The sequence below is a fragment of the Myxococcus faecalis genome (assembly GCF_050039385.1).
In the GTDB taxonomy this organism is placed as follows: Bacteria; Myxococcota; Myxococcia; order Myxococcales; family Myxococcaceae; genus Myxococcus; species Myxococcus fulvus.
Map to the genome: position 1 here is coordinate 285,995 of NZ_CP144336.1, position 12,286 is coordinate 298,280.

Here is a 12,286-nt window from a genome sequence, read left to right on the forward strand (position 1 = left end):
CATCCTACTAGAACGTCCAGCGCAGCTTCTTGAGCGCCGCCTTGGCCTCGGCGTTGTCGGGGTCCAGCTTCGCCGCGTCCTCGAAGACCCGCTTGGCCTGCTTCTTGGCCCCTGACTCCATCAGCACCCGCCCCAACAACACCTGGTGCTCCACACGCCCCGGCAAGAGGTCCACGGCGCGCTGCGCCAGGACGCGCACCTCTCCGACATCCTGGCCCTGCTGGAGCCCCAGCTTCGCCGAGCGGAAGGCCGCCTCGGCGCTCTGGTTGTCCAGCGAGAAGGCGAGCCGGTACGCCGCGAGCGCCCCGACGTCGTCCCCGTGCTGCTCCAGCTCCCGCCCCCGCGTCACCTCGACGGAGGCCCGCTGCTCGTCGTGACGGCGGCGCGCCTCCACCAGCAGCGTCGCCACCTCGCGGTTCTTCGGGTCCATCGTCTGGACCTGGTGGAAGTCCTGGTACGCGCGCTCCCAGTCCCCTCGGGCCACGGCCGCCTTGCCCCGGGCCACCAGCTCCGTCAGGCGCACGTTCTTGGCCATGTACGGGTGACGGGCGAGCCGGGCCTGTCGCTCGGCGCGCCGGGCCTCCGACTCCGCGTCGTTCACCGGTGGCGGTGCGGGCGCGCGCGGCGGCGGCGGCGCGGGCCGGGCCATGCGCAGGGGCGAGGGCGCGGGCGGCGGCGTGAGGCCAATGGGCGTCAGCTCCGTGGCCGGATACGAGGCCGCGGCTGGAGCCGGCGAGGAGGCCACGGGCGGCGGCGTCGAGGGAGCCGAGGCGGCGGCGGCGGCCTGTGCGAGCGCCGGGTTCGCCTTGAGGTACGCGTCGCGCTTGTCCTGCTGGCTGAGGACGTTGTGGGCGTCGGTGAGCTTGCGGAAGATGCGCTCCATCCGCGCGCGGAAGCTGCCCAGGTTCTTGCCGAAGTAGCGGTCCGGGTGGAAGCGGCGCGACGCGTTGTAATACGCCTGCTTCACCTCGGTGGCGGGGGCGCCCGGACGCAGGCCGAGGACGGCGAAGTAGTCCAGGCCGTCCAGCGCGCGCTCCAGGTCGATGATCTCCTTCTTGCGCTCCGGCTCGAGGTCCACCTCCTCGGCCATCGCCGCGTCCACGGCGGGCGCCGGCTGGTTTCGCTGCACCACGCGCGCCGGGACGATGGCGCCCTTGGCGCGCAGCGCCAGCAGCACGGCGATGGTGCGCGCCTCACCCAGGGTGGAACGTGACAGCACCTGGTCGATGCGCTCCACCCTGCCGACGAGCGACAACACGCCCGCCTCCTCCGGCGAGAGCTGGAGGCGAGCGAGGTCCAGGTTGGGCACGGTGGCGATGTGGTCCGTCCGGGCCCCCAGGCCGACAATCGTGTTTGACGCGCTCACAGGACGGTCCGCTGAAGGGTTGCCGAATGGAACAGCCTAGGTTTGGGGGACGCGGGGCGTCAAACACCCAGTGTCCCCCAACCCGCGGCTCCGGCCGAGGGGAGGCCGCCCTCAGAGGGCGGTCAGCACCCGCTCGATGATGGCCAGGCTCTGGTCCAGCTCCTCCCGGCTGATGGTGAACGGAGGGGCGAAGCGCACGGTCCGCTCCCCCGCGGCGTTGCCGAGCACCCCCGCCTCGCGCAGCTTGCCGAGCACCTGGGGCGCGTCGCGGTCCATCTCCAGGCCCACCAGCAGGCCCTGGCCCCGGACCTCCACCACACGGCCCGCGGGCAGCCGGGACTGGATGCCCCGCAGCTTCTCCAGGAAGTACGCCCCCTTGGAGTTCACCTCGTCGAGGAAGCCCGGCTGGCGGATGACCTTCAGCACCGCGTTGGCGGCGGCGGCGGCCACCAGGTTGCCACCGAAGGTGGACCCGTGGCTGCCGGGCACCATGCTCGCGCCCACGTCGTCGCGGCACAGCATGGCGCCGATGGGCAGGCCGTTGCCCAGCGCCTTGGCCATGCTGATGGCGTCCGGGAGGATGCCGTCGCGCATGAAGCCGAACGGGATGCCCGTGCGCCCCATGCCCGTCTGGATTTCATCCACCAGCAACAGCAGGCCCTTCTCGTCGCACAGCGCCCGCAGGCCCTTGAGGAAGCCCGCGGGAGCCTGACGCACCCCGCCCTCGCCCTGGACGGGCTCCACCAGGATGGCGGCCGTGGTGGGCTTCACCGCGGCGCGCACCGCGTCCAGGTCTCCGTAGGGCACGTGGTGGAAGCCCGCGGGCAGCGGCTCGAAGCCCGCGTGGTACTTCGGCTGTCCGGTGGCCGTGACGGTGGCCAGGGTGCGGCCGTGGAAGCTGCGCTCGAAGGTGATGACCTCGAAGCGCTCCGGCGTGCCCCGGTCCTTCATCACCTTGCGGGCCAGCTTCAGCAGGGCCTCGTTCGCCTCCGCGCCCGAGTTGCAGAAGAACGCGCGCGACAGGCCGCTCCACTCGCACAGCTGCGCCGCCAGGTCGATCTGCGGCTGCGAGTAGAACGCGTTGGAGACGTGCCACAGGGTGTCCAGCTGCGCGTGCGCCGCCGCCACCACGTCCGGGTGACAGTGCCCGAGCGCGCACGTGGCCACGCCCCCGATGAGGTCCAGGTACTCCCGCCCATCCGCGTCCCACACGCGCGTACCCTGCCCACGTGCCAGGACGATGGGCTGCTGCTTGTAGTTCTGCAGCAGGTGGTGGCGGGCCTTCTGGATGAGGGTGTCGTTGGAGCTGGGGGCGGCCGAGGGCACGGGTTGCGGCAAGGGAGTCAACCTTCCTTGTGGTGAGGGCACTGCGGTGTGCGCGCCATATAGCGCGCTAGAGGATGTAGCGCGACAGGTCCTCGTCCTGGACGATGGCGCCCAGCCGCTCGCGCACATAATTGCCGTCCACCTGGAAGTCCCGGGGGCCCAGCTCGCTGGCGGAGAAGGAGACCTCGTCGAGCAGCCGCTCGAGCACGGTGTGCAGGCGGCGAGCGCCGATGTTCTGCGTGCGCTCGTTCGCCTGCTGGGCGATGCGCGCCAGCTCCGTCACCGCGTCGTCGGTGAAGGACAGGCGCACGCCCTCGGTGGAGAGCAGCGCGGTGTACTGGCGCAAGAGGGAGTTCTTCGGCTCGCGCAGGATTCGGATGAGGTCGTCGCCGGAGAGCGGCTCCAGCTCCACGCGGATGGGGAAGCGGCCCTGCAGCTCCGGGATGAGGTCGCTGGGCTTGGAGACGTGGAAGGCGCCCGCGGCGATGAAGAGCATGTGGTCCGTCTTCACCATGCCGTACTTGGTGTTGACGGTGGAGCCCTCGACGATGGGGAGGATGTCGCGCTGCACGCCCTCGCGCGAGACGTCCGGGCCTCCCCCGCCCTTGCCGCCGCCGTCGCGGCTGGCGATCTTGTCGATCTCGTCGATGAACACGATGCCGCTCGACTCGGCGCGCACCACCGCCTCGCGCTGGACGCGGTCCGGGTCCACCAGCTTCTGGGCCTCCTCCTGACGCAGGAACTGGAGCGCCTCCGGCACGCGCACCCGACGCCTGCGCGTCTTGCTCATGCCGGGCATGTTCTTGAAGAGGTCCTGCAGGTTGACGCCGATCTCCTCCATGCCCTGGCCGGAGAAGCCGCGCATGAAGGTGGGCGCGCTGTCGCTCGTCTCCACCTCCACGAACTGGTCATCCAGCGTGCCCGCGCGCAGCTGGGCGCGCAGCTTCTCGCGCTCGTTGTCGCCCAGGCGCTGGGGCGCGGGCTGCGCAGGCGGCGGCGCGAAGCCGAACGGCGGCGGCGAGGACGGCGTGCGCGGCGCGCCGTTGTTCTGGAGCAGCTCCATCAGCCGGTCCTCGGCGAGCTCCTCCGCGCGGGGGCGGACCTTCTCCGTCTCCTCCTCGCGCACCAGGCCGATGGCGGCCTCGACGAGGTCGCGGATCATCGACTCCACGTCGCGGCCCACGTAGCCCACCTCCGTGAACTTGGAGGCCTCCACCTTGACGAACGGCGCCTGCGCCAGCTTCGCGAGCCGGCGGGCGATCTCCGTCTTCCCCACGCCGGTGGGGCCGATCATGATGATGTTCTTCGGGTGGATCTCGTCGCGCAGGTCGTCGGAGACCTGCTGGCGGCGCCAGCGGTTGCGCAGGGCGATGGCCACCGCGCGCTTGGCGGCGTTCTGCCCGACGATGTAGCGGTCCAGCTCGCCCACCACCTCACGAGGCGTGAAGGCGGACGTCTTGCGCGATTCGGCCACGGGGAGGCTCCTAGAGCTCTTCGATGGAGATGTTGGAGTTGGTGTAGATGTCGATTTCGCCCGCGATGGAGAGCGACTGCTGCGCCACCTCGCGAGCGGTCAGCTGCGTGTGGGCCATCAGCGCCCGGGCGGCGGCGAACGCGTAGGGGCCTCCGCTGCCCACCGCGGCGATGCCGTGGTCCGGCTCGATGACGTCCCCGGCGCCGGACAGGATGAACGTCTTGTCCTTGTCCGCGACGACGAGCAGCGCCTCCAGCCGGCGCAGGAAGCGGTCCGTGCGCCAGTCCTTGCCCAGCTCGACGCAGGCGCGCGCCATGTTCTTCTGGTGCTCCTTGAGCTTGCCCTCGAAGCGCTCGAACAGGGTGAAGGCATCGGCGGTGCTGCCCGCGAACCCGGCGAGGACCTGCCCCTCGCCCAGCTTGCGGACCTTCTTCGCCGTGTTCTTCATCACCGTCTTTTCGAGCGAGACCTGACCGTCGCTGGCGATGGCGACTTTTCCGTCGCGTCGCACACAGAGGATGGTGGTGCCGTGGAACATGGAGCGGGTTTAACAAGCCGCGCCCCGCGTTTCCAAGGAACACCGCCCGCCTGTCCGCTCCCGCACCGTTTCTCAGGCGCGGGGGTGGGCGGCGTCGTAGACCTGCTGGAGCTGCTCCCAGCTGACGTGGGTATACCGCTGCGTGGTGGACAGGCTCGCGTGGCCCAGCAGCTCCTGGATGCTGCGGATGTCCGCGCCCCCACCGAGCAGGTGCGTGGCGAACGAGTGACGCAACGCGTGCGGACTCACCTTGCGCGCCAGCGCGCACTTGAGCACGTGCTGGTCCAGGTGTCGGCGGATGCTCCGGGGCGTCAGCCGGCCGCCGCGGAAGTTGAGGAAGATGGCCTCCGGCGCCTGCCCCGGCCTGGGCTCCGCGAGCAGCTCTCCCCGGCGCGCCAGGTACGCCTCCAGCGAGCGGATGGCCTGCGCGTTGACGGGCACCAGGCGCTCCTTGCTGCCCTTGCCCATGACCCGGACGATGCGGCCGCTCCGGTCCACGGCGAGCAGGTCCAGGTCACACAGCTCGCTGATGCGCAGCCCGCCGCCGTAGAGCATCTCCAGGATGGCCTTGTCGCGCAGGCCGAGCACGGACTTCAAGTCGTGCACGTCGAGCAGCGCGAAGACCTCCTCCACCGGCAGCACCTTGGGGAGCGCCTTGGGCAGTTTCGGGCTCTTCACCAGCTTGGCGGGGTTGGCGGGCAGCAGCTTCTGGCGCACCAGGTACTTGTAGAAGGACTTGATGGAGGCCAGGCGCCGCGCGCGGCTGGCGGGCGCGTGGTCCACGCTCAGGGTGCCCAGGTAGCCGCGAATCGCCGCGTGCGTGCCGGCGAGCAGGGACGACTTCATCCGCTCGACCAGGTAGCGCTCGTAGTCCACCAGGTCGACCAGGTAGTTGCGCACCGTGTGCGGGGACGAGCCCTTCTCGTCCTCCAGGTGGACCCGGAACTTCTCCAAGAGCGGCGACAGGTTCGTCATGGCGAGGGGAGCGTAGGGGGCCCGGAGAGCCTCGCAAGATTCCGGGCCCCACGAAACCCCTACTTCGTCGGCACGGCCGGGGCGGTGGGCACGACGACCGGCGCGACGGGAGGCGTGGGCAGCAGCGCCACGCACGTGGCGTCCGACAGCCAGGCCTTCTGGCACATCCAGGTGAGGATGGGGTTGCGCACCTGCCAGAGCAGGATGAACAGCACCAGCGCCGCGAGCCCCAGGCGGGACCACCAGGACAGCCCCTCCTGCTCGCCATCCTCGTCCTGCTGGGCGAGCAGCGCCGGGCGGACCATGTCTCGGTGGTCCACGCGCGCGCCCTTGGGCAGTCGGGGCCGGCGCGTCACCAGCGTGGACAGCCCGCGCGTGAGCATCAGCCGATCATTGAGCGCCCAGCCGGAGCCCTCCAGCAGCAGCGCCAGGTTGCGCCGACGCAGCTTCAGCCAGCCGAGCAGCCCCGCCGGCGCCATCACCGCGATGGCGATGAGCGACGCGGCCGTGATGACGTCCCCCAGCGTCAGGGACTTCACCTGCGAGACGATGAACGCGAACGAGGAGCCGAGCGCCGCGGCCGCGATGCTGCCGGCCGCGATGACCCCCGCGAGCCCGCCAGGCGCCGCCGCGGGAGCGGGAGCGGGCGCCGCCGTGGCCGGAGCCGGGGGCGCGGTGGGGGATGGGGCCGCGGCCACCGTCTTCGCGTAGCCCTCCTCCAGCGTCGCGTCGAAGGTCTTCTCGCCCGCGGTGGCCATGCCCTCCACCTTGCTGGTGATGAAGCCGGCCATGCGCGTGAAGGGCATGGTCATCGACTCCCACAGCGACACGGGCTGACGGATGACGTGCGTGACCGTGGCGTCGTGCTCCTGGTTGTCCACGTCGTAGAAGACGCCGCGCTTGCCCACGACCAGGTCCGTGCTGCGGCCGCGCGTGACGGGCACCGCCACCTCGTAGCCGGGCGTGCCGTCCTTGGGCGCGACCATCACGTAGAGGATGCACGTGGTGCCCTGGCTCGTCAGCGCGGCGTGCTCGGCGCGGTTCTTGGCGAGCACCGACAGCGTGTACTTGCGCCCGCCGAGGATGAGCGTCCCGCGCTCCATCAGCGCCGGGGCCTTGGGCAGGTACAGGTTGGGCATGCTGATGAAGTTGTTGGCGAACACCAGCAGCCAGCGCTGGTAGAGCACCAGCCGCTCCAGCTCGATGATGGACGCGAGCGTGGGCGCCAGCGCGAGGTCCGCCTGGCTCGCGGCGTCGAGCGCATCCACGTCCGCGAGCGACACCGTCTCCAGCGAGCCGGCCAGCTTGTGCAGGGGGCTCGCGTCGCGCGTCGCGAACCACGCGAGCACCGCGTCCGCCTTCGCCACCAGCTCGCGCCACGCCGTGTCCGTCAGGCGCTCCGGGTCCCCCGTCAGCGGCGCCGCGACGTCGCGACGGAATGCCTGGAGCTGCTCGTACGCGGGGCCGCGCAAGAGGCGCGACCACTCGAGCACACCCGCCGCGTCGGGAGGAGCAATCGGCAGGGCGCCCGCGGCCTTGCCCAGCGCGGCCGTGTCACCGAGCGCGCCCTCCACCCGCTCCGCGCGCAGCCGCAGGGCCGCCGCCGCCTCGGGCTGCGCGGCGACGAGCCGGCACTGCAGGAAGTACGCGTCCAGAAGCGGCGCCACCTCGCGGATGCGCTTCGCGCGCGCCTCGCTCTCCTCGCCCCAGACGAAGACGTCGCCGCGCTTGCCCAGGTGCGTGAGCAGCGCCTGACGCTCGTCGCGGAAGCGCTGGAGCATGGGCTTGTCGACGCCCGCCTCCCCCGCGCGGTTCTTCACCTCGGGGAAGGACGCCATGATGTCGCGGGCGAGCGGACGCAGGGACTCCGGCAGCCGGTCCGGGGCGATGATGCCGTCGCCGTTCTGCCCCGCCTTGCGCAGCGCCTCGTCGCTGGCGCGGACCTGGGCCAGGGAGATTCGGCCCGTGTCCGCCGCGCCCACGGTGCGCAGGATCATCTCCGCCGCGCTCCGCAGCGGGGCCCCCTCCGAGGACAGCGCGTTGAGCTCCAGCACGTCGCTGCTCGCGTCCGCGCCGCGCCGGTCCTTCAGGTGTCGAGCGGCCCAGTCCACCGCGCTGCGGACCTCCGCCACGCGGACACGGCCATTGCCATCCGTGTCGAGGAACTTGAGGAAGGCCGGGTCACAGCTCAAGCCCTCCAACGGGCACGCCGTGGCAATCCACTGCGTCTCGGGGATGCGCGAGGCCTCCACGAGCACGTCGAAGGTGGGGATGTCGACCTGGAGCGAGCCGCCATAGCGGCGATACGTGAGCGGAGTCGAAGTCATGCGCGCCGCGGACCTAAGCACACCCGAGGACCCTCGGGCGACACCGAGCGAGGGGCTCCTGGGTTGTCATCCCGGACCCGGTGTCTCCGGGCCAGGACGACGGCGCGGGCCAAGCCATCGGAACGACGTGCCTCCCGCTGGCGAGGCCCCTGCACCCGTCGGCGGCACACCGCTTCACCTCCGCGAGGGAGCCGATGCACACCGCCGCCACCACCGAGTACGACGACCGTTTCCACCTGAGCCGCAAGCGCTACTTCCAACTGCTCGCGCTCTCCAGTCTCTGGTTCACGGTGAACGACACCCCACTGCTGCCCGTGGGGTTCTTCTTCGCGCTGCGCTTCGTGGGCGCCAACTACGAGACGACCTTCTTCCACTCGCTGCGCACCGGCCACAAGGTGGTGCTCGCATGCCTGGGCGTGGCGCTCTTCTCCGTGCTCGCCTTCGGCCCGCACGCGGGCTTCAGCATCGGGGACGGAGGCGTGAGCTTCCAGCTCACGCTCCGGTGAGTCCCGAGGTCTTCCGGGTCAGGGCAGCGCGCTCACGCTGTAGACGCCCGCCTTGGGCCCCTGCGCGATGATGTAGACGGCGCGCGCGTCCTCCTTGCCGCCGAAGTACACGGGCACCTGGACGCCCTGGTCCAGCGGCTTTCGCGCCTGCGTCTTCGCGTCGTACACGGCGATGTCGTACGTGTCCGAGTCCATGCGGGCGTACGTGGCCAGCACGCGCTTGCCATCCGTGGACAGCTTGTAGCTGAAGATGCCCTGGAGCCACGTCTGCGGCTCGGCCTTCTGGGGCAGCTCCAGCGCCTTGAAGTCACACGCGCGGCCGTTGCGGATGCAGTTCGAGCGGAACACCACCTGGCCGTTGCCCGGCATGAAGCCGTAGCCGAACACGCCCCGGTGCACCTTCTCCGCCTTCTCCGCGCCCAGCGGATAGAGCATCAGGTCCACCGAGTACTCGGGCTTGAGGAAGCGCGAGAGGAACGCCACGTAGCGCGCGTCCGAGCCCCACACGAAGTTGGGCACCCGGTCCCCCACCCGCTTGGGCGCGCCGTCCGGCAGCGACGCCACCGCCATCAACCCCGCGCGCGCCGTCACGTCGTACTTGTCCAGGAAGCCCACCGCCTGCGAGTCCGGCGAGAAGGCGAAGGTCTCCACGCGCTCGCCCACCTTGCGGCCCGGGCCGCCCGCCGCGGGGCCCACGTACAAGTCTCCCGGCACGTCCGGCTTGCCGTTCTCCGAGCGCGCCAGCCACTTGCCGTCCGGAGAGAAGCCGAACGACTGCGACGCGACGGCCAGCCGCTTCGGCTTCTCCGCGGGCAGCTCCGCCAGGTAGAGGTCATAGAGCCCGCGCACGGACTCGCTGCGCACCTGGAAGGCCACGCGCTGGCCATCCGGCGACACCGAGTAGTCGCCCACCTGGTCCGCCAGCTTGCGCGGCGCGGCCTCCGGCTTGTCCACGGTGACGACCGCCAGTCCGCCCGCCGCGGACAGCCGCCGCTTGAACAGGAGCGCCTTGCCGTCGGCGGTGAACTGCGCCGTGCTCACCTCGGCCGCCACGTCGACGAAGGGCCCCGCGGGCAGCGGCCCCAGCTTCAGCTTGCCGCCGTCGACGAACGCCACCTTCGTTCCATCCGGCGAGGGCAGCATGTAGCTGACGGCCGTGCCGAGCACCGCCGGCTCCGCCTTCGCGTCGTCGAGCGTCGCCACGTTGAGCGTGCCCGACTGCGAGGCCGGGTTGTAGCCGGTGAGGTACAGCGCGTAGCGCGAGTCGGCCGAGAACAAGAGCCCGCCCGGCACGTTCGTCACGCTGTCGCCCAGCTTGCGAGGCTCCCCTCCCTCCACCGGCACCACGCGCAGCTCGCCCAGCAGCATCTGCGGCGGCACGCCGTCCAGCCGGGGCTTCTGCCCGTTCATCAGGTACGTGGCGAAGCGCCCATCCGACGTGAGCCGCAGGTCCGCCGCGCGGCCCGCGTCCAGCAGCAGCCCCTGCCCCGCGCCCGCCGGAGCCCGCCCGGAGGGGCTCGGCGCGGCGGGCGCGCTCGGCGCCGCCGCCGAGGGAGTCGCGGCCGACGGGCTCCCCGCCGGCTTCGCGTCCTCGCTCTTCTTGCATCCGCCGCCAGCCACCACGAGCGAGGCGACCAGCCCCGCGCCCAGAAGTCGTCCCAGCCTCGGCCGAATCATGCGCTCCTCTGCTCCTCGTGCTCCGGGGCGCCCGATGCCGGGACACCCGCGTGTGGCAGCCACGCCGCCAGGTCCGTCCTCGCGCGGGCCGAATACGCCACGCGCTTCTCCGCCTTCTTCATCCGCCCCGTCAGCGGCGGGAAGAGGCCGAAGATGATGTTGGAGGGCTGATGCGGGTAGTCCGGCGGGTGCGCTTCGCCCGTCACATGACGGAACAGCGCGCCCAGCGCCGTCGTCGCCGGGGGCGGAACCCACGGCTTGCCGCTCAGCCGCGCATGCAGCGCCAGCGCCACCAGATAGCCGCACGCCGCGCTCTCCACGTACCCCTCCACGCCCGACACCTGCCCCGCGAAGAACACCCGGGGCTCGCTCTTGAGCGACAGGTCGCTCGACAACAGGCGCGGCGAGTCGATGAACGTGTTGCGGTGGATCTGCCCCATCCGCAGGAAGTCCGCGTTCTGCAGGCCCGGGATGCAGGTGGTGAAGATGCGCTTCTGCTCCCCCCACGTCAGGCGCGTCTGGAAGCCCACCATGTTCCACGCGGTGCCCGCGCGGTCCTCCATGCGCAGCTGCACCACGGCATGGGGCTCCTTGCCCGTGCGCGGGTCCCTCAGCCCCACCGGCTTCATCGGCCCGTAGGCCAGCGTGTCGTCGCCGCGTTCCGCCATCACCTCGATGGGCAGACAGCCTTCGAAGTATTTCGGTTCCTCGAAACTGTGCGGAACCACCTTCTGGCCCGCCTTCAGCTCCGCGATGAACCGGTAGTACTCCTCGCGGTTCATCGGCAGGTTCAGGTAGTCGTCCCCGCCGCCCTTGCCATAGCGGCTCTGCCGGAAGGCCACCGTCAGGTCGATGGAGTCCGCCGACAGGATGGGGGCGATGGAGTCGTAGAAATAGAGCTTCTGCCCCACGTGCCGCTCCAGCTCGCGCGTCAGGGCGTCGGACGTCAGCGGCCCGGTGGCCACCACCACGGGGCCCTCCTCGGGCAGCGTCTCCACCTCGCCCGCCACCAGCTCCACGCCGCCGGAGTTCCTCAGCGCCTGGGTGATGGCCTGGGAGAACCCCTCGCGCTCCACCGCCAGCGCGTCGCCCGCGGGCACCCGGTGCGCATCCGCGCTCGACAGCACCACCGAGCCCAAATCCCGCAGCTCCGCGTGCAGCAGGCCGATGGCGCTCTCCGGGTTGTCCGAGCGCAGCGAGTTGCTGCACACCAGCTCCGCGAGCGAATCCGACTTGTGCGCTGGCGAGCGCTTGTGGGGCTTCATCTCGCGCAGCACCACCGGCACGCCCCTGCGGGCGAGCTGGTACGCGCACTCCGTGCCCGCGAGACCGCCGCCAATCACCGTCACCCGCTGCTTCACGTCCGACATCCGCGTCCTCCCGGGAGCGCCCACGCGCGCGTGCCCGTCAGCCAACAGTTAGCAGGACTGGCACGCCCTGTCCCGACCGTGAATCCACGAGCGTCAACCCGTCGTCGGGGACAGGCCGCCGTGTCCGCCCGCCCGCCCCCCGAGCCACCTTTGCCCCCCGTTGGAAGGCGCGGTTTCCGCACCTGGGTTGCACCCCTACGTTTCTCGCGTTCGTCGCTCGGGGCCGCGTGCTTCCGAGCGAGCGCAAGACGCACTCGAAGCAGCATCCACGAAGACGAGGCCCATCATGAGCCGAGCCCAAGACTTGCTGAGGGTACGCGAGATACTCCAGCGCCGCAGGCGGGAAATCCTCACCACGAGCGACGGCGCGCACCGCGAGCTGACGGCGCTCAAGGAGCAGGAGCGCGACCCCGAATACGAGGAGCAGGCCCAGTCGGAGCTGGCGGACTACACCCTGTCCAGCCTGATGGAGGCCCAGCGGCGTGAAATCATGCTCATCGACGCCGCGCTGCGGCGCATGGACATGGGCGTCTTCGGCGAGTGCGTGGACTGCGGCCAGGAGATCTCCAAGGAGCGCCTGGAGGCCCTGCCCTTCGCCATCCGCTGCGAGGAGGACGCCACCGCGCACGAGCAGGAGATGCGCGGCGGCCACTACGCCACGCCGTCCCTCTAGGCGACGCGGGACACGGACACGGGCCGGGCGCTCCCTGACTCACGCCAGGGGGCG

General features: G+C 71.1%; 10 protein-coding genes. 2 read left to right on the top strand and 8 right to left on the bottom strand.

The window, feature by feature from the left end; translation table 11 throughout:
* Positions 1 to 7: 7 nt before the first annotated feature.
* The 6 genes from VZQ01_RS00965 to VZQ01_RS00990 form a co-directional block, all read right to left on the bottom strand.
* A complete protein-coding gene (locus VZQ01_RS00965; protein WP_426746677.1) occupies positions 8 to 1,366 on the bottom strand; it encodes a J domain-containing protein in 1,359 nt (452 codons plus the stop codon).
* Between the two features lie 111 nt (positions 1,367 to 1,477).
* A complete protein-coding gene (locus VZQ01_RS00970) occupies positions 1,478 to 2,713 on the bottom strand; it encodes an aspartate aminotransferase family protein (RefSeq protein ID WP_046713256.1) in 1,236 nt (411 codons plus the stop codon).
* A 46-nt stretch (positions 2,714 to 2,759) separates the two neighbouring features.
* Positions 2,760 to 4,166: an ATP-dependent protease ATPase subunit HslU gene (hslU, locus tag VZQ01_RS00975; protein ID WP_426746678.1), complete on the bottom strand. Its 1,407-nt coding sequence runs from the start codon at positions 4,164 to 4,166 to the stop codon at positions 2,760 to 2,762.
* 10 nt (positions 4,167 to 4,176) lie between these two features.
* Positions 4,177 to 4,704, bottom strand: coding sequence for an ATP-dependent protease subunit HslV (gene hslV / locus VZQ01_RS00980; protein ID WP_223751764.1), 528 nt, complete (start codon positions 4,702 to 4,704; stop codon positions 4,177 to 4,179).
* Positions 4,705 to 4,776: 72 nt separating this feature from the next.
* Complete coding sequence (locus VZQ01_RS00985; RefSeq protein WP_426746679.1) at positions 4,777 to 5,679, bottom strand: tyrosine recombinase XerC; 903 nt, start codon at positions 5,677 to 5,679, stop codon at positions 4,777 to 4,779.
* A gap of 59 nt (positions 5,680 to 5,738) precedes the next feature.
* The gene (locus VZQ01_RS00990; protein WP_426746680.1) at positions 5,739 to 8,006 is read right to left on the bottom strand and encodes an EF-hand domain-containing protein; all 2,268 of its coding nucleotides are present in this window, start codon (positions 8,004 to 8,006) and stop codon (positions 5,739 to 5,741) included.
* A 194-nt stretch (positions 8,007 to 8,200) separates the two neighbouring features.
* On the opposite strand from VZQ01_RS00990, the gene VZQ01_RS00995 reads away from it, so the two are divergent.
* On the top strand, positions 8,201 to 8,512 hold the full coding sequence (locus VZQ01_RS00995) for a hypothetical protein (protein WP_223751767.1): 312 nt from the start codon (positions 8,201 to 8,203) through the stop codon (positions 8,510 to 8,512).
* An 18-nt stretch (positions 8,513 to 8,530) separates the two neighbouring features.
* Here the strand turns inward: VZQ01_RS00995 and VZQ01_RS01000 are convergent, their stop codons facing one another.
* Positions 8,531 to 10,189 (bottom strand): gliding motility protein, encoded by a 1,659-nt coding sequence (locus VZQ01_RS01000; protein ID WP_426746681.1) that lies wholly within the window; start codon positions 10,187 to 10,189, stop codon positions 8,531 to 8,533.
* Positions 10,186 to 11,559, bottom strand: a complete 1,374-nt coding sequence (trmFO, locus tag VZQ01_RS01005; protein WP_223751769.1) for a methylenetetrahydrofolate--tRNA-(uracil(54)-C(5))-methyltransferase (FADH(2)-oxidizing) TrmFO — start codon at positions 11,557 to 11,559, stop codon at positions 10,186 to 10,188. The genes VZQ01_RS01000 and trmFO overlap by 4 nt, the downstream gene beginning before the upstream one ends.
* A 286-nt stretch (positions 11,560 to 11,845) precedes the next feature.
* On the opposite strand from trmFO, the gene VZQ01_RS01010 reads away from it, so the two are divergent.
* A complete protein-coding gene (locus tag VZQ01_RS01010) occupies positions 11,846 to 12,232 on the top strand; it encodes a TraR/DksA family transcriptional regulator (RefSeq protein WP_141329652.1) in 387 nt (128 codons plus the stop codon).
* Positions 12,233 to 12,286: the final 54 nt, after the last annotated feature.